Origin of the sequence: Pseudomonas sp., from assembly GCF_030150285.1 — a bacterium.
GTDB lineage: Bacteria > Pseudomonadota > Gammaproteobacteria > Pseudomonadales > Pseudomonadaceae > Aquipseudomonas.
In genome coordinates this window covers 14943-35075 of record NZ_JASLGE010000049.1, presented here as the reverse complement: position 1 = coordinate 35075, position 20133 = coordinate 14943, and the positions used below count along the sequence as shown (strand labels likewise).

Here is a 20133-nt window from a genome sequence, read left to right as displayed (position 1 = left end):
GGCCAGATCAGGCCGCGACACCAGCCCACGGCCCAGCATGATGTCTTCGGCCCCGCTGATTTCGCGGCATCGGCGCCAGTCTTCAACCGACCAGATATCACCGTTGGCAAACACCGGCACCTTGACCGCTTCCTGCACCTGGGCGATGTATTCCCAATGCGCAGGTGGCTTGTAGCCATCCATCTTGGTCCGCGCATGCACCACGATCTGGCTGGCGCCGCCCTCGGCCAGGGCAATCGCGCACTCGTTGGCGCTGTCCGGCGTATCGAAGCCCAGGCGCATTTTGGCGGTGACCGGGATATGCGCAGGCACGGTGCGGCGCACTTGCAGCAAAATGGCGTGCAGCAGTTCAGGCTCCTTGAGCAGCACTGCCCCGCCACGGGACTTGTTTACGGTCTTGGCCGGGCAGCCAAAGTTGAGGTCGATCACCCCGCTGCCCAGCTCCACCGCCAGCGCCGCGTTGTCGGCCAGGCACGCCGGGTCGGAACCCAGCAACTGCACGCGCAGGGGCACGCCAGCACGGGTTTTAGCGCCATGCTGCAGCTCAGGGGCGAATTTGTGGATATAGGCTTCGGGGAGCAGCCGCTCAGTAACCCGAATAAATTCGGTCACACACCAATCAATACCGCCGGTGCGGGTCAGGACATCACGCAGGATGTTGTCGACCAACCCCTCCATCGGCGCCAAAGCAATTTGCATGGGTGACTCTCATGAAAAACGTGCGGCAGTTTACGCGGTTCTGCAGGCAATCGGTATGTGCAAGGGCTCAGACTCAGGCCGTCACGACAGCCGGGCCGTAACCTTCGAGAAACTCGGCAGGCAGGCGCCTGGCCTTGCCGGTGGACAGCTCGATGCAGACAAAGGTGGTTTGCGCACGCAACAGGGTGACCCCGTCGCTGGGGCGTACCAGCTGAAAGTGGCGGGTCATGCGCAGGCGCTGGTCGCAATCGACAATCCAGGTGGCCAGTTGCAGTTCGTCGCCTTCATAGGCGCTGGCCAGATAGTCGATCTCATGGCGGGAAACGGCCATAGCGCGGTCGAGGCGACGGTACTCGGTGAGATCCAGCCCCAGGCGCTGCGAATGGCGCCAGGCACAGCGTTCGAGCCAGACCACATAGGCTGCGTTATTGGCATGGCCAAACCCGTCGATGTCTTCAGCCTGCACCTGCAGGTCAATGATGAACGGTGCTGCCAAATCCCAACTCATGCCTTGTCTCCCTGTACATAAATAAGGAGCGCAGTGTAACGCAGAGGGGGCGACGGGAAGGTTGAAGAGCAGGAATTAAAAAACTGCAGACAAACAAAAGGGCCATTCAATAATCGAATGACCCTTATAAATCCCGCAAAGCGGGTAATCGTGGCGTCCCCTAGGGGACTCGAACCCCTGTTACCGCCGTGAAAGGGCGGTGTCCTAGGCCACTAGACGAAGGGGACACAAACCCTTCTAACAGTGATCAGCACTGTGTGCTAATCGATTCAACGCCAGTGTGGCCTGGCGTTGAACTGTAAATTGGTGGAGCTAAACGGGATCGAACCGTTGACCTCTTGCATGCCATGCAAGCGCTCTCCCAGCTGAGCTATAGCCCCGATTTTTCGCCTGGCGGCGGAGCAACACCGAAGTGATGCTTCTGTGAAACTGGCGTCCCCTAGGGGACTCGAACCCCTGTTACCGCCGTGAAAGGGCGGTGTCCTAGGCCACTAGACGAAGGGGACATAAACCTTCTGTACAACTGACCAGCGCTGAGTGCTGATCGATTCAATACCGGTGTGGCCAAGCATTGAACTGTAAATTTGGTGGAGCTAAACGGGATCGAACCGTTGACCTCTTGCATGCCATGCAAGCGCTCTCCCAGCTGAGCTATAGCCCCAAACAGTCAGTGTTGCATGTTGCTGTGTGGACGGGGCGCATATTAAGACTGGATCGGTAGGCTGTCAAACATATTTTCAAAGTTTTTTAAAAAAATCTGTCGAGAGAACAACCACTTACCCTTAAAACCCCGAAAACACGGGGGCGCGCTGACGAAAAATGTAGTCGCTGCCACAGGCTGCGTTGGCCTGCGTAGCAGCCCTGCTGTTCTGAATCAGAAAGCAAAGGCCCTTTGGATCCTCTCGCAGCCTGCGGCAGCGACTACAAATAAACGCGAATCAAGCCATAGCGTTGAACAGCTTTTCCCACTCTTTATTTTCTTTCTTGGACACGCCGCCCAACAGATCCAGCGCCTGACGCAAGCGGAAACGCGTAAGGTCCGGCCCCAAAATCTCCATCGCGTCCAACACCGACACCGAACTGGCCTGCCCTGTGATCGAAGCAAACATCAACGGCATGGCATCGCGCAGCTTCAGTTCAAGGGACTCGACCACAGCTTGAATACAGCCAGTGATGGCGTCCTTTTCCCACTGACGCAGGCTTTCGAGCTTCCACAGGATCAGTTGCATCAGTTGACGTACCTGATCACCGGACAGTTTCTTGTGTTCAAACAACTTGGCATCCAGTGGCAAGCCGCCTGAGAAGAAGAACCCGGCCAGCGGCGCGATCTGGCTGAAGGTCTCTACCCGGCCCTGTACCAGCGGCGCAATCTTCATCATGTATTCAGGGTTCAACGCCCATTCCTGAACGCGACGGGCGAACTCGTCCAGCGGCAGGTCACGCAGCCATTGACCGTTCAGCCATGACAGTTTTTCGATATCGAAAATCGGCCCGCCCAGCGATACACGGCTCAGGTCAAAGTTGTCGACCATTTCCTGCAGCGAGAACTTCTCACGCTCGTCCGGCATCGACCAGCCCATGCGGCCCAAGTAGTTGAGCATCGCTTCGGGCATAAAGCCCATGCGCTCGTAGAACGTGACCGAGGTGGGGTTCTTGCGCTTGGACAACTTGCTCTTGTCGGGGTTACGCAGCAGCGGCATGTAGCACAGTTGCGGCTGCTCCCAACCAAAATACTCATACAGCAGGATCAGCTTGGGTGCCGAGGGCAGCCATTCTTCGCCGCGCAGCACGTGGGTGATGCCCATCAGATGGTCGTCGACCACGTTAGCCAGGAAGTACGTCGGCAAGCCGTCGGTCTTCATCAGCACCTGCATGTCCATGCGGTCCCACGGAATCTCGACATCACCACGCAGCAGGTCCGGCACCACGCACACACCTTCGGTCGGCACTTTCATGCGGATCACGTGAGGCTCGCCTGCGGCCAGACGCTGTGCCACTTCTTCCTTGGACAGCAGCAATGCACGGCCGTCGTAGCGCGGGGTTTCACCCTTGGCCATTTGCTCGGCGCGCATCTGGTCCAGCTCTTCAGACGTGCAGAAGCACGGGAAGGCGTGACCCATATCAACCAATTGCTGGGTGTACTGCTTGTAGATGTCACTGCGCTCGCTTTGACGGTATGGACCGTGCGGCCCCCCCACGTCCGGGCCTTCGCTCCAGGTGATACCCAACCAGCGCAGGGCGTCGTAGATCTGCTGCTCGGACTCGCGGGTCGAACGCAACTGGTCGGTGTCTTCGATCCGCAGGATGAACTCGCCGCCATGCTGCTTGGCAAAGCAGTAGTTGAACAAAGCGATATAAGCGGTGCCGACGTGGGGGTCGCCGGTGGGCGATGGCGCAATGCGCGTGCGAACGGTGGTCATGGGCGGTCTCGAAGTAGAGATAAAACAAAGGGCGAATGGTAACAGGCCGACCCGGCTTGGCTCCAGCACGGGACTCGACCTGACGCCGTTAACGAACGCCCATTAAATTTCCACAGCACGGGTTCGTTAATAAAGAACAGCGCTGACGGGGTGAGCGCCCGCGCTTGAATGACACCGGGAATGAGTAGATAGAAACAATTTATTACATCTAGACCTTCGGGTTTTGTACTTCTCATACGTCCTACATGGATAAGCAATCGCTTCTCACTGGCGATTAACACCCGCTCAACCGCGAGTTTGCCGTTTCCCATGTCCAAAAAATCCCGTTCAAAACTCTGGTTTCTGGTGCACAGCTGGCTAACCCTGCCCATTTGGTTCTTTGTGCTGATTGTGTGTGTGACCGGCACCTTGGCCGTGGTCAGCCAGGAAATCGTGTGGCTGGCCACCCCGGAAGCCCGCGCCAGCAAACCGTCGGATGATGCGCCATTGCTCACCTATGAGCAGGTGCTCACCGCTATTCATGCTGCCCAGCCGCAACTCGCCGTCGAGTCCATCAGCCGCCCGGACGAAGCGCATTTTGCGCTGGTGGCCGATGTTGTTTACCCGGATGGCCGCTCGCCGGCGCTGTATATCAACCCCTACACCGGGGCCATTCAAGGTGAAAGCCCCAGTTTCAACTTCAAGGCCTTTACCCGCGCCCTTCACGGCTGGTGGCTGGTGCCGTTCACTAATGGTTACAGCTGGGGCTGGTACCTGGTGTCCATCCTGGGCTTGCCGCTGCTGGGCTCACTGATTACCGGGCTGGTGGTCTACAAAAAATTCTGGAAAGGCTTCTTCAAGCCTAACCTGCGCTTCAAACACGGCGCGCGGATTTTTTGGGGCGACTTTCACCGTTTGTGCGGGGTCTGGTCGATCTGGTTTATCGCCGTCATTTCCATCACCGGTCTGTGGTTCCTGATTCAGGCCATCCTGGCGGATAACCAGATTTCGATCTCGACGCGGGGCAACCCACCGGTGGTGGCCCGCCAAGATGTGCCGATCATGCCCGACGGCCAGCCTGCACCACAGATCAGCCTGGACAAGGCGGTGGCCATTGCAGCCGAGAAAATCCCCGGCCTGGATGCTTCTTTCGTCAGCCTGCCCAGCAACGCTTACGGGCATATTTCAGTGGGCGGCCCGGGCTGGTACCCCCTGCTGTTCCAGACCGCCGACATCAACCCCTACAACGGTGTCATCGAAGGCTCGCGCATGATTGCCGACCGCTCGGGCCTGGAGCTCGTCACCGAATCGATGCGCCCTCTGCACACCGGAGACTTCGGCGGGCTGTGGGTCAAGCTCATCTGGTTCTTCTTCGGCCTGGTGCTGAGCATGATGGTGTTGAGCGGCTTGCTGATCTGGACCAAGCGCACCGCGCTGGCCACCGCCCACGCCCTTAAACGCAGCAACAAACCCGAGCGCCCGGCCATCAAATCGCGGACCACCACCCACCCTGAGCCCGCGTCGGAGGCCAACACATGAGCAAGGCAGTGACGGCACAACCCGCCTCGCCTCTGGGCCGCTGGTGGCTCAAATGGCGCTTCCATATCAACATTCTGCTGCTATTGGTACCGCTGGGATTCATGCCCAAGTACTTCGCCGATGCGGCGCTGTTTCGCGGTGAAAGTGGCTTGGGCGAGCGCGAGATCGGCACGTTGCAGGTCGGCCCCTGGCGCTTGCAACTGGCCGAACTGCGCAACGAAGCACCGCGCCCGGATGGGCCTGCGGGCTACCTGAAAAGCTTTAACGCCGCCCTGTGCGACAGCTGCGCTGACCAGGTCAAGGCCACCTACTTACGCATCGGCAAACCCCGCAGCCTGCGCGCTGCCGGGGTGATCTTCTTCGGCACGCCGTACCGGATGGGAGCCACCCTGCCCATACCGGAGCGCACCAAGGCCGACGCCGAGCTGTGGATCACAATGGAAGGCTGGGACGGCTCCATGCATCAGGCATCCATTCCCCTGAGTCAGGCCTCACCCGCCACTCTCACCTGGCTCGCCCAACAAGGAGGCAAACCATGAGTTCGCACCTGTTCAACCGCCCTGCCCGTCACGCGCTGGCGATAGGGCTTCTGGCTTTAGTGGGCCTCAGCGGCCAGGCACTGGCACACAACCCGATGTGTGAGTGCAAGGAAGTCGAGGAAGGGCAAATTCGCTGCACCGGCGGTTTTTCCGATGGCAGCGGTGCCCCCGGCGTGACACTGGACGTAATCGGCTACGACGAAACCATTCTGGTGCCGGGAAAGCTGGGGTCGGACTCGACCCTGACCTTCAAGCGCCCCGACGGTGAGTTTTACGTGCTGTTCGACGCGGGCCCCGGCCATATCGTTGAAATCGACCAAGCCGACATCGAGGCACCATGAGTACTCACGTTGTGCGCCCGGCGGGTGCCGGGCACGAAACCCTGTATGTGCTGCTGTTATGCCTGTTGATCCTGGCGGTGGCGGGCTCTGTCGTTGCCTGGCGGCACGAAGCTCAGGACGTGACGGCGGTGGCGGCCCACCAACTGGATGCCCGCCGCGACCTCACCGCCGCCGAGCAAGGCATTTACGCCGACCTACGGGTCACACTGGATGAAATCCAGCTGCTGCAAGAAGAGTCCGGCACGCTACCCACCCCGGCACAACTGGCCGAGGAGGGCTTCGCACCCTTTGCCAGCGATGCCAGCTCCGTCAGCCGCGGCGATCATGCCTGGCAATTACTGAGCGACAAGGCCTATGTGGGCATTAGCCCAAACCCTGACGTGGCGGGCTCTTTTTTGCTGCGCCTGGGGGCTGAGCCGCACGTGTGGCTAAACCGTAACCCCTCCGTCAGCACGCCCGCCGACATCAGCGACGCTGCCCTGAGCCAAAACGGCTGGCAGCAAGTGATCGCGCAATTCGATGCCGGGGTGACTCGCCAGCATCGGCACTGAACCCACTGCGTTACCTGAGAGAAGACTGCTCGCCATGTCCATTTCATCTGTTTTACGCCGTCGCACGCTGCTGCTGGCCGGCCTGCTCGCTGTTTGCCTCGCCCCTCTGGCATCGGCAGACGCCCCTGCACCGCTGGCCAAACCTTTACGTATCGGTATTACCCTGCACCCGTACTACAGCTACGTGGCCAATATCGTGGGCGACAAGGCCGAGGTCGTGCCGCTGATTCCGGCCGGTTTCAACCCGCATGCCTACGAGCCCCGTGCCGAAGACATCAAGCGCATCGGCACGTTGGACGTGATCGTGCTTAACGGCGTGGGCCACGACGACTTTGCCGATCGCATGATCGAGGCCAGCGAAAAGCCCGGTATTGCCGTGATCGAAGCCAACCAGAACGTACCGCTGCTGGCCGCCACCGGCACCGCCGCACGGGGCGCGGGCAAGGTGGTGAACCCGCACACGTTTCTGTCGATCAGCGCCTCCATTGCTCAGGTCAACAACATTGCACGCGAACTGGGCAAACTCGACCCGGCCAACGCCAAGACCTACACCGCCAATGCTCGCGCCTACGGCAAGCGCCTGCGCCAGATGCGCGCCGACGCACTGGCCAAACTGACCGAAGCACCCAACGCCGACTTGCGTGTGGCCACCGTGCACGCGGCCTATGACTACCTGCTGCGCGAGTTCGGGCTTGAAGTGACTGCAGTGGTTGAGCCTGCTCACGGGATCGAACCCAGCCCCAGCCAGCTGAAAAAAACCATCGACCAACTGCGCGAACTGGATGTGAAGGTCATCTTCTCGGAAATGGACTTTCCATCCACTTACGTCGACACCATTCAGCGCGAATCGGGGGTCAAGCTGTACCCGCTGTCGCACATTTCCTACGGTGACTACAGCGCCGACAAGTATGAAAAGGAAATGACCGGCAACCTCAACACCGTGGTCAAAGCGATTCAGGAGGCAGGCGCATGACGGCCGCCGAGCACATCACGAGCACAGGTATCGGGCCCGGCGTGGCGTTTGAGCAAGTGTCGCTGACCCTGGGCCGCACCACCATTCTGGACCGCGTCAGTTTTAACATTCGCCCCGGCAGCGTGCACGCGCTGGTCGGCCCCAACGGCGGCGGCAAAAGCTCACTGATCAAGACATTATTGGGGCAAATGCCGCATCAGGGCCGGTTGAGCCTGGCCTGGCCCGGCGAGCCCGGGCTGATCGGCTACGTGCCGCAAGCGCTGGAGTTCGACCGCGGCCTGCCGATGACAGTGGACGATTTTATGGCTGCCATGTGCCAGCGCCGCCCGGCTTTTTTGGGCCTGTCACGCAAGGTCGCCCCGGCCATCAGCGAAGCGTTGGAACGGGTTGGTATGCAGGACAAGCGCAAGCGGCGCATGGGCGCGTTGTCCGGGGGCGAGCGTCAGCGCGTGCTGCTGGCGCAGGGGCTGATCCCGGCCCCGCACCTGTTGGTGCTGGACGAGCCCATGTCGGCGCTGGACGAAGCCGGAGCCCAGGTGTTTGAGCAGTTACTGGCCCACTGGCAGCAGGCGGGGGTCACGGTGGTGTGGATCGAGCACGACCTGGCTGCGGTCAAGCGTCTGGCCGAGCGCGTCACCGGGCTCAACCGCCGCGTGCTGTTCGACGGCCCGCCCGAGCAGACCCTGAGCCCGGAACGTTTACTGAGCCTGTTTTCAACCCACCCTGCGGCCCTCGGGAGCAACGATTGATGAGTTATGAAGCCTTCCGCCTGATGATTCAGGGCTGGGCCACGGCGGGTTATCTGCCGGAAATTCTGGCCTACGGTTTTGTCGTCAACGCTCTGCTCGCCGGCTTACTGATCGGCCCGGTGCTGGGCGGCCTGGGCACACTGGTGGTGGTCAAGCGCTTTGCGTTTTTCTCCGAAGCGGTGGGGCACGCCGCGCTGACCGGCGTGGCCATCGGCATTTTGTTGGGCGAGCCTTACACCGGCCCGTATGGCAGCCTGTTCGGCTACTGCTTGCTGTTCGGGATTTTGCTCAATTACCTGCGCAACCGCACCGGCCTGGCACCGGATACGCTGATCGGGGTGTTCCTGTCGGTGTCGTTGGCATTGGGCGCGAGCCTTCTGTTGATTCTGGCGGGCAAGATCAACGTGCACATTCTTGAAAACGTGCTGTTCGGCTCGGTGCTGACCGTCAACGGCAACGACCTGTTGGTGCTGTCGATTGTCGGCGCGCTGGTGCTGGGCCTGAGCCTGCCCCTGTACAACCGCATCATGCTGGCCAGTTTCAACCCGCAACTGGCCGCCGTGCGCGGGGTGGCGGTGAAAACCCTGGATTACCTGTTCGTGATTTTGGTGACGCTGATCACCGTGGCGGCCGTGAAAGTCATCGGTGCCATTTTGGTCGGTGCCCTGCTGGTGATCCCGGCGGCGGCGGCGCGTTTGCTCAGCCAGTCGCTAAAGGGATTTTTCTGGATCTCGGTCGTGATCGCCACCTTCAGCACCCTGTGCGGGATTTTGCTGCCCATTGTTTTTGACCTGCCGATTCCGTCCGGTGCCGCGATCATTCTCGTGGCCGGTATCGCCTTCGCCTTTGCCGCCATTGCCCGCGGCGTGGTGCCCAGCCTGAAAGGAAATATTGGATGAAATTGACTGTGCGCACTCTGACGCTGGCCGTGGCCATGACCGGCCTGCTCAGCACTCCACTTATGGCCGCCAGCCCGGCACCGCAGCCGGTGCGCATCCTGGCCAGCCTGCCGATCACGTACGGCTTGGGCGAGTTGTTGCTCAAGGACAGCGGCGTCACGCTTGAACGTGCGGCAGCCGCCAACCTGCCCGGCAGCCGCCAAAGCGCTTACTTCAGCGGACGGGGTGCCCCGGCGCTGCAAAAACTGGCGGAACATGCCGACGCCGTCATTGGTCTGCGCTCAGTATGGAGCGACGATCCGCTGTACCCGATGGCGCGGCGCAGTAATATCCGCATCGTTGAAGTCGACGCCGCCCGCCCGGTGGACGGCAGCCTGCCGGGCATCGCGCTGCAACCGGGCACACCCGCCGATGGCCTGAACAGCCAGCCGTGGCTGGCCAGCAATAACATGGGCCGAATGGCCGACGTGATGGCCGCCGACCTGGTGCGCCTGGCACCTCAGGCCAAGCCCACCATCGAGGCCAACCTGGCCAACCTCAAACAGCGCCTGCTCAAACTCAGTGCCGACAGCGAAGCACAACTGGCCAAGGCCGACAACCTGAGCGTGGTCAGCCTGTCAGACCGTCTGGACTACTTGATCGGTGGGCTGAATCTGGAGCGTATCGACGTGGCTCATACCGGGGATGAACCGTGGACACCCGAGGCACTCAAGGCCCTTACGCAAACGCTCAAGGACAACGACGTGGCCCTCGTGCTGGATCATCGCCAGCCCGCTGCCGACGTCAAAGCGGCCATTGCCGCCGCCGGGAGTCAACTGGTAGTAGTCAACACCGACGGTGCCGACCCAGTGGCCGAGTTGCAGGGCACTATCGATGCCATCGTCAACGTGTTGATCCCCGCCGCTTAGGTGAACGTGCGTCAGCGGGCCTGGCGCACTGACACACCCAGTGATAGGGAAAGCCCGTAGGCGCGAGCCGTTAAGGCCAATGCGAAAAGACTATTTGGCACTCAACGCTTTGTTGCGCTGAATGTACCGGTAACCCAGCCCCAGTACCACGAACCACAACGGCACGACAAACAGCGCCTGGCGGGTGTCATCTTCCAGGGCCAGCAGCACCAGAATAAAGACGAAAAACGCCAGGCAAACCCAGACCATAAACTTCCCGCCGGGCATCTTGTACGCCGACGCGCTGTGCAACGCTGCGCGGTTTTTACGGTACGCCAGATAGGACAGCAGGATCATCGTCCACACAAACATGAACAGGGTGGCCGAGACCGTGGTGATCAGGGTGAAGGCGTCCATCAGGTTAGGTACCAGGTAAATCACCAGCGCCCCCATCAGCAGGCAAGTGCAGGAAAAAATCAGCCCGTTGGACGGCACCGAGCGGCGCGACAACTGCTTGAACTTGCGCGGCGCTTCGCCATCCAGCGCCAGGCCGTAAAGCATGCGGCTGGTTGAAAACACGCCGCTGTTGGCCGACGAAGCCGCCGAGGTCAGCACCACAAAATTGATGACGCCGGCAGCAGCCGGTAAACCGGCAAGGATGAACAATTCAACGAAAGGACTTTTATCGGCCACCACATCGCGCCATGGGGTCACGGCCAGAATGGCAATCAGCGCAAACACGTAAAACATGATGATGCGCAACGGGATTGAATTGATCGCCCGTGGCAGGTTGCGCTCCGGGTTTTTGGTTTCGGCGGCGGTGGTGCCCACCAGCTCAATGCCGACAAAGGCAAAGACTGCGATCTGAAAGCCGGCGAAGAACCCCATCAACCCATGGGGGAACATGCCGCCGTCATTCCACAGGTTTGTCAACGAGGCAGTGTTACCCGCCGGGGACTCGAACGAGGTGATAACCATATACAACCCGGTGCACACCAACGCGCAAATGGCCACGATTTTGATCATGGCGAACCAGAACTCAAGCTCACCGAACATCTTCACCGTAAGCAGGTTCAGCGATAGCAGCACGGCCACACACGCAATAGCCGGTAGCCACAATGGAATGGCCGGGAACCAGAACTGCGAGTAACCGGAAATCGCAATCACATCAGCAATACCCGTTACCACCCAGCAGAACCAATACGTCCAGCCCGTGAAATAGCCTGCCATCGGCCCCAACAAATCGGTCGCGAAATCGATAAATGACTTGTAGTTGAGGTTGGATAACAGCAACTCGCCCATAGCGCGCATCACAAAAAACAGCATAAAGCCGATGATCATGTACACGAAGATGATCGAAGGGCCCGCTAGGCTGATGGTTTTTCCCGACCCCATGAACAGGCCTGTACCGATGGCCCCCCCAATGGCGATCAACTGGATATGACGATTGGATAAACTGCGCTGCAGCTCAGGCTTTTCCCCGTCCGGGCGGGGATCAAGCGTTGAATGCTTCATGGTTAATTACCTTGCAGTGGAATCGTGTTTATAGCGTTCACAAGTTCAAGCACAGAGCGCCTGGCGGCTATAACGCGGGGGGTTAAACAAGCAGGAAGCAAGTGTATACGGCCTTTTGCTATCTGCGGAACGAAAAGTGCCTGCGCGCGGTACTTGAACCGTGAGGGGCAGTGCAGCCCTCACGGCTCGCTTCATTCATTGATAGGGAATGGCGTCAGACTTTTTTCAGTGGCATGCGCAGTTCAACCCTGAGCCCGTCGGGTTGGTTATCAAAGCTCAGCTCGCAGCCGCAGCGCTCGACGATCGCCTGCACAATCGCCAGCCCCAGCCCGCACCCGTTGCTGTTGCCATTGCGCCAAAAACGTTGAGTCATCTGTTGCAGATGCTCAGCGGGAATACCGGGACCGTGATCACGCACCACAAAATGCACACAGTCGCCTTGCTGTCGCACACTCAATTCCACCGGTGTGTCTGCTGGCGTGTGACGCACGGCGTTATCCAGCAGGTTGCGCAACGCGGCAATGGCCAGCACCGATGGCACTTCCAGTGCAACATTCGGCAAGCCAGGCTGCACCCGCAAGTGGATACGCCCTGCCGCACCCGTGGCCGCATCGTTGATGGCCAGTTGCGCCACCTGCTCAGCGCTGCACTGTACCCCGTCATCAAAGGACAGGCTGCCCTCTACGCGGGCCAGCAACAGCAACTGCTCCAGAGTGCGATGCAAACGGTCAGCCCCGGCCTCGGCGTGGGCCAGGGATTGTTCGCGGGCCTCGCCTTGCGTCATGCGAGCCACCTGCAGGTGGGTTTTGATCGCCGTCAGCGGGCTGCGCAGTTCGTGGGCGGCATCGCCGGTCAGGCGGCGTTCACGCTCGATCGCTTTGGCGATACGCGTCAACAACTGGTTCTGCGAATCCACCAATGGCTGCAACTCGCTCGGTAACGGACCGATTTGCAGCGGTTGCAGCGCGTCTGCGTTGCGGCGCATCAGAGCATCACGGATGCGGTTAAGGGGGGCCAGCCCATGGCCGATCCCCAGCCACAGCAGCAACAGGCAGACCATCAATGCCATGCCCACCGGCACCGAGGCCGCCAGCAGCACAGACAGGTTCAGCGCCTCGCGCTCAACCTGGCGGTCGGCCGTGGTGATGCGCAAGTCACCGCGGTCCAGCGTGAAGCTGCGCCAGGCGGCACCGTCAATCATTTCGTCATGAAAACCGGCCGCCAGCGATTTCAAAGGCTGGCCCGGGTTGTTGTGGCTGCGAGCCAGGACTTCGCCACGCAATGAGCTGACCTGACAGGCCATCCCCCCCGGGATAGTCAGTTGCTCGGCACTAAACTGAGCGCCCTCGCCTTTTTCCGGCATGTGCGGCAATTGCTCAAGCAGACCCGCGACCATGCGTGCCGACGCCACAAGGCGTTGATCGAGAGAAAACATCATTTGTTGACGCAAGTCGCTGAGCATCCAGGCCGCCGCCAGCGCCCAGACCAGTACAAAGGCCGAGCCGATGGCCAGGCTTAAACGCAGGCGCAGGCTCATCATGAAGCGGGCTCGGCACCATCGGCCGGCCCCAGGCGATAGCCCAGGCCACGCACGGTTTCAACAATGCCGTTACCCAGTTTGCGGCGCAGGTGATGGATATGGACGTTCAGGGCATTACTCTCCAGTTCATCACCAAAGCCATAGATGCTGTCTTTGAGTTGCTCACTGGACAGCACCCGCCCCCGGTTGTGCAATAAGGCATGCAGCAACGCTTGCTCACGGCGGGACAAGTCCACGGGTTGACCCGCCAGCAGCGTCATGCGACTGCTGGGGTCGTAACTCAGCGGGCCGTGTTCGATCAGGTTGACACTGCGCCCCGCCACGCGGCGCAACAGTGTGTGCAAGCGAGCTGCGAGTTCGCGCAGGTCAAACGGTTTGAGCAAGTAGTCATCGGCACCGGCCTGCAGGCCGTCTACCCGGTCGGTCACCGAATCACGGGCGGTCAGCACCAGTACGGGCAACTCGAGCCCGTGCTGGCGCAACTGTTGCAGCAACTTCAGGCCATCCTCATCCGGCAGGCCCAAGTCGAGCACCATCACGTCGAACTCGGCCACTTTCAGTATGGCCCGCGCCGCACTGGCCGTGCCCACGTGTTCGACGGTCATGCCCTGGGCAGTCAAGCCGGCCACAATACCGCTGGCAATCAGTTCGTCGTCTTCGCAAACCAGTACGTGCATGCTGATACCCGTGTAAAAATTGACTGATTAAAAGGTGATGAGATTAAGGCCAGATTAGCAGCGATAACAGGCCAACCTGCTGTTCGTCGGTTTAATGATCGGTTAATCGATCGCTTGCACTGTAGCGCCACTTATATCTGTCCAAGGTTTTCCCATGCGTTTGCTTTTAACCCTGCTGCTGGTGTGTTTTGCCGGTCTGGCCCAAGCCCGCAGCGCCGACGACCCGTTCGCGCAACCCGACTTTCTGCCGGCCAACAAAGCGTTCGTGTTCACGTGGGAACCGCTGCCCTCCGGCGAAACACGCTTGCACTGGAAAATTGCAGACACCTACTACCTGTATCAGAAGCGCTTCAAATTCGATGGGCTTGATGCCGCACACACGCCCGTGCTGCCGGAAGGGCTGGCCCACAGTGACGAATTCTTTGGTGACACGCAGGTGTATCGCAACGACGTGGAACTGCTGATCCCGGCCGGTGCCAACGGCCAGGTCAAGGTGTCCTGGCAGGGCTGCGCCGATGCGGGCCTGTGCTACCCGCCGCAAAGCCAGACCCTTGATCTGGGCGGCACGTCAGCGGTTGCCGCGCAAGGCCAGGCCCAAGACCAGTCACTGGCCGCCAGCCTGCAGCAACGCTCGCTGGGCTGGAGCCTGTTGCTGTTCTTCGGCCTTGGCCTGTTGCTGGCCTTTACCCCGTGTTCACTGCCAATGTTGCCGATTCTGGCAGGGCTGGTGGTCGGCAGCGGTACCCGCAGCGGACGCGGCTTGGCCATTGCCAGCAGCTATGTGTTCAGCATGGCGCTGGTGTACGCCGGCTTGGGTGTGCTGGCGGCCATGCTGGGTGCCAACTTGCAAGCGTTGTTGCAGCAACCGTGGGTGCTGGGCAGTTTTGCCGCGCTGTTCGTGATCCTGGCGCTGCCGATGTTCGGCTTCTTTGAATTGCAGTTGCCCGCTGCGCTGCGCGATCGCCTGGAAACCGCCGGCCGCGGCCGCAAGGGCGGCAGCCTGGTGGGGGCGGCCATTCTCGGGGCCTTGTCCGGGCTACTGGTAGGCCCGTGCATGACCGCACCACTGGCCGGGGCCTTGCTGTTTATCGCGCAAAGCGGCAATGCGCTGCAAGGCGCTCTGGTGCTGTTTGTGATGGGCGTCGGTATCGGCGTGCCGCTGCTGTTACTGGTCACGGTCGGCAGCCGCTTTCTGCCTAAACCGGGGGCATGGATGGACCTGATGAAAGGCCTGTTCGGCTTCCTGTTCCTGGGCACCGCACTGGTGCTGGTACGGCCGGTGCTGGATGAATCGCTGTGGCTCGGCCTGTGGGGCGTATGGCTGGTGATACTGGCCAACAGCCTGTGGCGGCAAGCGCAGACGTTTGTGCGGGCCAAGCCGTTGTTCAGCCCGCTGAGCCTGCTGGCAGGCCTGTGGGGCACCCTGATGCTGGTGGGCGCTGCCGGGGGTGGTAACGACCTGTGGCAACCGTTGCAGGTGTACACCGCCAACACCGTGGCGGGCAACAGCGCGCCGACTGCCCATGATGCGTTTATCACCGTCACTGACCCTGCCGAGCTGGACCGTGAACTGACCAGCGCCAAGGCCCAGGGCCAATGGGTAATGCTCGACTACTACGCCGACTGGTGCGTGTCGTGCAAGGTCATGGAGAAACAGGTCTTCAGCAAGCCCCAGGTGATGGAAGCCTTGCAGGGCGTGCGCCTGTTACGCCTTGATGTGACCGCCGACAATGCCTCCAGCCGCGAGTTGCTCAGCCGCTATCAAGTACCTGGGCCGCCCACGTTTGTCTGGGTCGGCCCTAACGGTGAGGAGCGTCGCGCGCAACGCATTACCGGTGAGGTGAACACCGAAGCCTTTTTAAATAATTGGAACGCCACACGGGAACGCCAATAAATGCTCACCCTGACGATCGGTTCGTTTGCGCTGGCAATCCAACATTTGCTGCTGATACTGGCCCTCGCCCTGGCGACACTGGTGGGCTGGCGAGTGGCCAAGCGCGGTGGCGAAAACCCTGAGTCAGTGTTGTTCAGCCTGTTTCTGGTGGGCTTGCTCGCCGCCCGTATCGGCTTTGTCATCAGTTACTGGCGTTATTTCCGCCAGGACTGGCTGCAAATACTCGACCTGCGCGACGGCGGCTTTCAAGTGTGGCCGGGCTTGATTGCCATGGTGCTCGGCGCAGTACTGTGGGGTCGTCGTCGCCCTGGGCTGCGCCGCCCGCTGGGTTGGGGCCTTGGTACCGGCCTGGCATTCTGGCTATTGGCCAGTTTCTCGTCCACGCTTTATGAACAAGGCACCCGTTTGCCAGAAATGGTGCTACGTAATGCTAACGGCGAATCGGTGCAATTGAGCAGTTACCAGGGTGGCCCTTTGGTGATCAACCTGTGGGCCACCTGGTGCCCGCCATGCCGTCGGGAAATGCCCGTGCTGCAAAATGCGCAGCACCAGCATCAGGATGTCACCTTTCTGTTCGTCAATCAGGGCGAGAGCATGCAGAGCGTCAGCACTTTCCTGGAGACCCAGGGCCTCAACCTCAGCAATGTGTTGTTCGACAATGGCGGCCAACTGGGCCAGAAAGTTGGCTCGATGGCGCTGCCCACTACCCTGTTCTACAACCCCGAGGGACGCCTGCTGGGCAGCCACTTGGGCGAACTGTCCCAAGCCAGCCTGGCCCGCGCCCTGGAAAGTTTTAACCTGAATAATTCAATGTCGGCCCATCAGGCCGACCCTGCAAGGAATCAGCCCACATGTTTAACCGCAAACTGCTAGCCCTGAGCGTGAGCGCTCTGCTGGGTGCAGCCCTGCTGCAATCACCCGTACTGCACGCTGAAGACCTGCCTCCTGCGATTAAAAAAATCGAGGCCAAAGGTGCAAAAATCATTGGCAGTTTCGATGCCCCCGGCGGCCTGCGCGGCTATGCGGCCCAGTACCAAAACCGCGGAATGGCGTTGTACCTGACCCAAGATGGCAATGTGCTGGTGGGTAACCTGTACGACGCAGACGGCAAGGACCTGAGCCTCGCACCGCTGCAAAAACTGGTGTACGAACCCATGGCCAAGGAAGTCTGGGCCAACATGGAAAAAAGCAGCTGGATTGCCGACGGCAAAGCCGATGCACCGCGCATCGTTTACCTGTTCAGCGACCCCAACTGCCCTTACTGCAACATGTTCTGGGAACAGGCACGCCCGTGGGTAGAGGCAGGTAAAGTGCAACTGCGCCATATCATGGTCGGCATTATCCGTGAGGACAGCCCGGCCAAGTCCGCCGCGCTGCTGGCCGCCAAAAACCCGCAACAAGCCTTGAGTGAGCATGAAAAGGCGGGCAAAGCCAGTAAACTAAAGCCATTAGCCACTATCCCTGCCAATATCCAGGCCAAACTGGACGCCAACGCTCAACTGATGACCGAACTGGATGTCGCGGCGACACCCGCGATCTTCTATCTGGACGAACAAGGCAACCTGCAACAGCAGCAAGGGGCACCCTCGCCCGACAAGCTGGTGATAATCCTGGGCCCTAAGTAACCGACATGCGCCTGGGTTCGCTGCGTGCCCAGGCGCGGTACTGACCGCCAGCCAAGGCCCACCCAGCAGAAAACAACTCCATTCTCATTTGACAATAATTATCATTCAAACTAATTTGTTGCTAGCTGTGTAAGGCTCGACTGAGGCCTGCACTCATTCATTAGCAGCAGGTGGTTTCCATGACGGAACAAGCGTCCACAAGCAGGTGCGATTCACCCTTACTTCAGGCCTTTATTGATAACCGGCTCATCCTGATCAAAATCGCAACGCGCATCACCGGTTGCCGGTCCAGGGCAGAAGATGTGGTGCAGGATGCTTTCTTCCGTCTACTTTCTGCGCCCCCTATTACATCCTCGTTCAAGGCTCAACTGAGCTATCTGTTTCAGATCGTGCGCAACCTGGCCATCGACCACTACCGCAAGCAAGCGTTGGAACAAAAATACTCAGGCACGGAAGAAGAAGGCCTGAATGTCTTTATTCACGGCGCATCTCCGGAAATTTCGCATATCAATTTTTCGACACTGGAAAAGATCGAAACAGCCTTGACTGAGCTGCCCAGCCGCACCCGTTATGCTTTCGAAATGTACCGGTTGCACGGTGTGCAGCAAAAGGACATTGCCAAGGAACTCGGGGTATCGCCGACACTGGTGAACTTTATGATTCGCGACACGTTGATCCATTGTCGCAAGGTGTCTGGCACGCAACCGGACACGTTCCACCGGCGGTAAACGGCCCGCGGCGCCAAAACCTGTTCGCCGCCCTGCAGGCTCAGGGCACGACTGCCTCTCTCACCGGCTCTTGCGCGACGACCGCTACATTGTAAGGCGCAAAGATCTCTGTCAGCCGACCATTCTCACGAAGTGCCTCCATCATCTGCGCAAACGCCTGAGGCGTGATGGGCCCGTGAGGCCTTAACAAGGCAGCGTGGCGATAAATGTAGTCCGTGCGGTCGGACACCATCACCTGCCCCTTGGCCTGAGCATTGTGCTGTAGCAGGTCAGCCAGATGAGAACGCGTGATCAGCGCAATATCGACCCGCCCGCGCACAACCATCATCAAATTGCTTTCATGGGAATACGTCAGGATGGCCTGGAAGGCCGTGCTCAAATATTGGGGCGAAGCGTTGAACCCGGCAAAGGCGTAGTGATAGCCGTTGAATAACGCCAAGCGCTTGCTGGCGATATCATCAAAGTAGGACTGCTGCCGTTCGGGCTGGCGTTTGGCAACAAACACCTCGGCATCCTGAAGACCCATGTCGACGCGGTCATGAGCAATGCCCTGCCAGCCCCAGGCAGGGTTTTCGAACAGCACCATATCTACACGCCCCTGCGCAAACTCCCGAAAGCGCCTGGCATTCGAGGTCGGGGTGATCACGAAGTGAAAATCACTTTGCAATTGATTCAATGCTTCAAGCAATTGCGGCAAAAGACCCGTGTCAACACCGCACTCAGGTCGAACGGTATAGGGAGGGAAATGCGCCGCACCCACTCTCACTTCCTGAGCCGCCCAAACCGGCGTCAGCACAATCGTACCCATGGCAAGCATCAGGCTTCGGACTATACACACTGGCAAACACTTCAAAGCCCTTCACCTCAGGTGTCGCACACACTGGAACGGTTTGATCCGCACAAGACCTGAAATCGAGTGCGCAGGTAATTTAAGCGTGCATGACTTATCAAGCAAGTAGACGACCGAGCAGACATAAATTAAGTGCCTCTCATCGGTGCTTTAGCTACGCTTGGGCTTCACGCCGATGCTGTTTAAGGAAGCTGCACATGCCTCACTGGCTGGTAATTGACTTGGAAGCCACTACCGACGATGGCGGTTGGCCCCTGGAAGAAATGGAGGTGATTGAAATCGGTGCCAGCGTGGTCACCCGGACAGGGCGGGAAGTCGACCACTTTCAACGCTTCATTCGGCCTCAGCGGCGCCCGCTGCTGACGCCCTTTTGCCGTCAACTGACGCGTATCCCCCAAACCAGCATCGATGCAGGCGCACCGATGACCCAGGTATGGGAGCAATTTGAACGCTGGCTTGGCCAGCACTTGCCGCAACTCGAGGGCTGGGCCAGTTGGGGTGACTACGACCGCAAGCAACTTGAGCAAGAATGGCAACAGAAACACCTGAACAGTGTGCTGGCCCGCTTGCCACATATGAACCTCAAACAGCAATTTGCCCAGGCTCGCCAATTAAAACGCCCGCTAGGGCTCAACAGTGCCCTGCAACTGGCCGGTATGCAGTTCAACGGGCAACAGCACCGCGCCCTTGAAGACGCCCGTAACACCGCGCGGTTGCTGCCGCTGATTCTCAAGGTATAGACACGGCAAAAGGGCGTGACGGGATAAAACCGCTTCTGCATACTGGCCAGCCTTTTTTAGCCCATTCCGAGGAATCGCCATGTTTAAAGTCAACGAATACTTCGACGGCACCGTCAAGTCGATTGCCTTCACGCAAACCGAAGGCGCAGCCACCATTGGCGTCATGGCCCCCGGTAAATACGAATTCGGTACAGCCCAGCATGAAATCATGCACGTGGTATCGGGCGCACTGAGCGTCAAACTGCCAGGCAGCGACGTGTTTGAAACCTTCAAGACGGGCGATGTGTTCAACGTGCCGGCTAACAGCAAGTTCCAGCTGGAAGTGGCTGTTGAAACGGCTTATTTGTGCGAATACCGCTAAGTCACGCCTCACGGCCTGCAGGCACGTGCTGTTCGCGCCTGCAGGCCGCCCGCCGACTCACCCGCACATTAAATTGACCCGCGCCGAGCGATGCGCGATCACCCCGTTTACCTTGGCGG

The 20133-nt window shown here is 59.7% G+C and carries 21 protein-coding genes and 4 tRNA genes; 14 read left to right on the top strand and 11 right to left on the bottom strand.

The genetic code is table 11. The features are described from left to right. The 7 genes from Q1W15_RS11400 to gltX form a co-directional block, all read right to left on the bottom strand. Positions 1-699: tRNA-dihydrouridine synthase (locus tag Q1W15_RS11400; protein WP_300727993.1), on the bottom strand; the 699-nt coding region annotated here is incomplete at its 3' end. Positions 700-772: 73 nt separating this feature from the next. Then, the gene (locus Q1W15_RS11395; RefSeq protein WP_095041109.1) at positions 773-1207 is read right to left on the bottom strand and encodes a thioesterase family protein; all 435 of its coding nucleotides are present in this window, start codon (positions 1205-1207) and stop codon (positions 773-775) included. 151 nt (positions 1208-1358) lie between these two features. Continuing rightward, positions 1359-1434, bottom strand: a tRNA-Glu gene (locus Q1W15_RS11390). A gap of 77 nt (positions 1435-1511) precedes the next feature. Beyond that, positions 1512-1587: transfer RNA gene (locus Q1W15_RS11385), tRNA-Ala, on the bottom strand. A 50-nt stretch (positions 1588-1637) separates the two neighbouring features. Continuing rightward, a tRNA-Glu gene (locus Q1W15_RS11380) sits at positions 1638-1713 on the bottom strand. A gap of 79 nt (positions 1714-1792) precedes the next feature. Beyond that, positions 1793-1868, bottom strand: a tRNA-Ala gene (locus Q1W15_RS11375). A 277-nt stretch (positions 1869-2145) separates the two neighbouring features. Further along, positions 2146-3627, bottom strand: coding sequence for a glutamate--tRNA ligase (gltX, locus tag Q1W15_RS11370; RefSeq protein WP_300727980.1), 1482 nt, complete (start codon positions 3625-3627; stop codon positions 2146-2148). 309 nt (positions 3628-3936) lie between these two features. Here gltX and Q1W15_RS11365 point away from each other — a divergent pair, with 309 nt between their 5' ends. From Q1W15_RS11365 to Q1W15_RS11330, 8 genes are read left to right on the top strand one after another with little or no spacing between them, the layout of a single operon-like run. Next, the gene (locus Q1W15_RS11365; protein ID WP_300727977.1) at positions 3937-5145 is read left to right on the top strand and encodes a PepSY domain-containing protein; all 1209 of its coding nucleotides are present in this window, start codon (positions 3937-3939) and stop codon (positions 5143-5145) included. After that, positions 5142-5684 (top strand): thiamine pyrophosphate-binding protein, encoded by a 543-nt coding sequence (locus Q1W15_RS11360; protein ID WP_300727974.1) that lies wholly within the window; start codon positions 5142-5144, stop codon positions 5682-5684. Before Q1W15_RS11365 ends, Q1W15_RS11360 begins: the two co-directional genes overlap by 4 nt. Continuing rightward, positions 5681-6025: a hypothetical protein gene (locus tag Q1W15_RS11355; protein WP_300727972.1), complete on the top strand. Its 345-nt coding sequence runs from the start codon at positions 5681-5683 to the stop codon at positions 6023-6025. The genes Q1W15_RS11360 and Q1W15_RS11355 overlap by 4 nt, the downstream gene beginning before the upstream one ends. Next, on the top strand, positions 6022-6576 hold the full coding sequence (locus tag Q1W15_RS11350) for a DUF6162 family protein (protein WP_300727969.1): 555 nt from the start codon (positions 6022-6024) through the stop codon (positions 6574-6576). Before Q1W15_RS11355 ends, Q1W15_RS11350 begins: the two co-directional genes overlap by 4 nt. A 34-nt stretch (positions 6577-6610) precedes the next feature. Further along, positions 6611-7549: a metal ABC transporter substrate-binding protein gene (locus Q1W15_RS11345; protein ID WP_300727966.1), complete on the top strand. Its 939-nt coding sequence runs from the start codon at positions 6611-6613 to the stop codon at positions 7547-7549. Further along, a complete protein-coding gene (locus Q1W15_RS11340; RefSeq protein WP_300727963.1) occupies positions 7546-8298 on the top strand; it encodes a metal ABC transporter ATP-binding protein in 753 nt (250 codons plus the stop codon). Before Q1W15_RS11345 ends, Q1W15_RS11340 begins: the two co-directional genes overlap by 4 nt. Further along, the gene (locus tag Q1W15_RS11335; RefSeq protein ID WP_300727960.1) at positions 8298-9197 is read left to right on the top strand and encodes a metal ABC transporter permease; all 900 of its coding nucleotides are present in this window, start codon (positions 8298-8300) and stop codon (positions 9195-9197) included. Before Q1W15_RS11340 ends, Q1W15_RS11335 begins: the two co-directional genes overlap by 1 nt. Further along, on the top strand, positions 9194-10105 hold the full coding sequence (locus Q1W15_RS11330; protein WP_300727957.1) for a zinc ABC transporter substrate-binding protein: 912 nt from the start codon (positions 9194-9196) through the stop codon (positions 10103-10105). Before Q1W15_RS11335 ends, Q1W15_RS11330 begins: the two co-directional genes overlap by 4 nt. Before the next feature lie 90 nt (positions 10106-10195). Here Q1W15_RS11330 and cycA read toward each other — a convergent pair whose 3' ends face one another. From cycA to Q1W15_RS11315, 3 genes are all read right to left on the bottom strand, one after another. Next, positions 10196-11599, bottom strand: a complete 1404-nt coding sequence (gene cycA / locus Q1W15_RS11325) for a D-serine/D-alanine/glycine transporter (protein WP_300727954.1) — start codon at positions 11597-11599, stop codon at positions 10196-10198. Between the two features lie 214 nt (positions 11600-11813). Then, complete coding sequence (locus Q1W15_RS11320; protein WP_300727951.1) at positions 11814-13139, bottom strand: ATP-binding protein; 1326 nt, start codon at positions 13137-13139, stop codon at positions 11814-11816. Beyond that, positions 13136-13816, bottom strand: a complete 681-nt coding sequence (locus Q1W15_RS11315; RefSeq protein WP_300727949.1) for a response regulator — start codon at positions 13814-13816, stop codon at positions 13136-13138. Before Q1W15_RS11315 ends, Q1W15_RS11320 begins: the two co-directional genes overlap by 4 nt. Positions 13817-13970: 154 nt before the next feature. Between Q1W15_RS11315 and dsbD the strand changes: the two genes are divergently transcribed. The 4 genes from dsbD to Q1W15_RS11295 all read left to right on the top strand — a co-directional run bounded on the left by dsbD (position 13971) and on the right by Q1W15_RS11295 (position 18063). Then, positions 13971-15710 carry a protein-disulfide reductase DsbD gene (dsbD, locus tag Q1W15_RS11310; protein WP_300727946.1) on the top strand — a complete coding sequence of 580 codons (1740 nt, stop codon included), beginning with the start codon at positions 13971-13973 and terminating at the stop codon, positions 15708-15710. Then, on the top strand, positions 15711-16583 hold the full coding sequence (locus Q1W15_RS11305; RefSeq protein ID WP_300727943.1) for a TlpA family protein disulfide reductase: 873 nt from the start codon (positions 15711-15713) through the stop codon (positions 16581-16583). Continuing rightward, the gene (dsbG, locus tag Q1W15_RS11300) at positions 16562-17335 is read left to right on the top strand and encodes a thiol:disulfide interchange protein DsbG (RefSeq protein ID WP_300727940.1); all 774 of its coding nucleotides are present in this window, start codon (positions 16562-16564) and stop codon (positions 17333-17335) included. The genes Q1W15_RS11305 and dsbG overlap by 22 nt, the downstream gene beginning before the upstream one ends. 179 nt (positions 17336-17514) lie before the next feature. Continuing rightward, positions 17515-18063: an RNA polymerase factor sigma-70 gene (locus Q1W15_RS11295; protein WP_300727938.1), complete on the top strand. Its 549-nt coding sequence runs from the start codon at positions 17515-17517 to the stop codon at positions 18061-18063. Between the two features lie 40 nt (positions 18064-18103). On the opposite strand, the gene Q1W15_RS11290 is transcribed toward Q1W15_RS11295, so the two are convergent. Further along, positions 18104-18880: an ABC transporter substrate-binding protein gene (locus tag Q1W15_RS11290; protein WP_300727996.1), complete on the bottom strand. Its 777-nt coding sequence runs from the start codon at positions 18878-18880 to the stop codon at positions 18104-18106. A 230-nt stretch (positions 18881-19110) separates the two neighbouring features. Between Q1W15_RS11290 and Q1W15_RS11285 the strand changes: the two genes are divergently transcribed. Together Q1W15_RS11285 and Q1W15_RS11280 are read left to right on the top strand one after the other, a co-directional pair. After that, a complete protein-coding gene (locus Q1W15_RS11285) occupies positions 19111-19653 on the top strand; it encodes an exonuclease domain-containing protein (RefSeq protein ID WP_300727935.1) in 543 nt (180 codons plus the stop codon). 79 nt (positions 19654-19732) lie between these two features. After that, the gene (locus Q1W15_RS11280) at positions 19733-20014 is read left to right on the top strand and encodes a pyrimidine/purine nucleoside phosphorylase (protein ID WP_300727932.1); all 282 of its coding nucleotides are present in this window, start codon (positions 19733-19735) and stop codon (positions 20012-20014) included. Positions 20015-20133 lie beyond the last annotated feature (119 nt).

Bases quoted from the DNA above. Each gene is read 5' to 3' on its own strand.
- Q1W15_RS11395 (WP_095041109.1), bottom strand. From the start codon at position 1,207: ATGAGTTGGGATTTGGCAGCACCGTTCATCATTGACCTGCAGGTGCAG.
- gltX (WP_300727980.1), bottom strand. From the start codon at position 3,627: ATGACCACCGTTCGCACGCGCATTGCGCCATCGCCCACCGGCGACCCC.
- Q1W15_RS11365 (WP_300727977.1), top strand. From the start codon at position 3,937: ATGTCCAAAAAATCCCGTTCAAAACTCTGGTTTCTGGTGCACAGCTGG.
- Q1W15_RS11360 (WP_300727974.1), top strand. From the start codon at position 5,142: ATGAGCAAGGCAGTGACGGCACAACCCGCCTCGCCTCTGGGCCGCTGG.
- Q1W15_RS11355 (WP_300727972.1), top strand. From the start codon at position 5,681: ATGAGTTCGCACCTGTTCAACCGCCCTGCCCGTCACGCGCTGGCGATA.
- Q1W15_RS11350 (WP_300727969.1), top strand. From the start codon at position 6,022: ATGAGTACTCACGTTGTGCGCCCGGCGGGTGCCGGGCACGAAACCCTG.
- Q1W15_RS11345 (WP_300727966.1), top strand. From the start codon at position 6,611: ATGTCCATTTCATCTGTTTTACGCCGTCGCACGCTGCTGCTGGCCGGC.
- Q1W15_RS11340 (WP_300727963.1), top strand. From the start codon at position 7,546: ATGACGGCCGCCGAGCACATCACGAGCACAGGTATCGGGCCCGGCGTG.
- Q1W15_RS11335 (WP_300727960.1), top strand. From the start codon at position 8,298: ATGAGTTATGAAGCCTTCCGCCTGATGATTCAGGGCTGGGCCACGGCG.
- Q1W15_RS11330 (WP_300727957.1), top strand. From the start codon at position 9,194: ATGAAATTGACTGTGCGCACTCTGACGCTGGCCGTGGCCATGACCGGC.
- cycA (WP_300727954.1), bottom strand. From the start codon at position 11,599: ATGAAGCATTCAACGCTTGATCCCCGCCCGGACGGGGAAAAGCCTGAG.
- Q1W15_RS11320 (WP_300727951.1), bottom strand. From the start codon at position 13,139: ATGATGAGCCTGCGCCTGCGTTTAAGCCTGGCCATCGGCTCGGCCTTT.
- Q1W15_RS11315 (WP_300727949.1), bottom strand. From the start codon at position 13,816: ATGCACGTACTGGTTTGCGAAGACGACGAACTGATTGCCAGCGGTATT.
- dsbD (WP_300727946.1), top strand. From the start codon at position 13,971: ATGCGTTTGCTTTTAACCCTGCTGCTGGTGTGTTTTGCCGGTCTGGCC.
- Q1W15_RS11305 (WP_300727943.1), top strand. From the start codon at position 15,711: ATGCTCACCCTGACGATCGGTTCGTTTGCGCTGGCAATCCAACATTTG.
- dsbG (WP_300727940.1), top strand. From the start codon at position 16,562: ATGTTTAACCGCAAACTGCTAGCCCTGAGCGTGAGCGCTCTGCTGGGT.
- Q1W15_RS11295 (WP_300727938.1), top strand. From the start codon at position 17,515: ATGACGGAACAAGCGTCCACAAGCAGGTGCGATTCACCCTTACTTCAG.
- Q1W15_RS11290 (WP_300727996.1), bottom strand. From the start codon at position 18,880: ATGCTTGCCATGGGTACGATTGTGCTGACGCCGGTTTGGGCGGCTCAG.
- Q1W15_RS11285 (WP_300727935.1), top strand. From the start codon at position 19,111: ATGCCTCACTGGCTGGTAATTGACTTGGAAGCCACTACCGACGATGGC.
- Q1W15_RS11280 (WP_300727932.1), top strand. From the start codon at position 19,733: ATGTTTAAAGTCAACGAATACTTCGACGGCACCGTCAAGTCGATTGCC.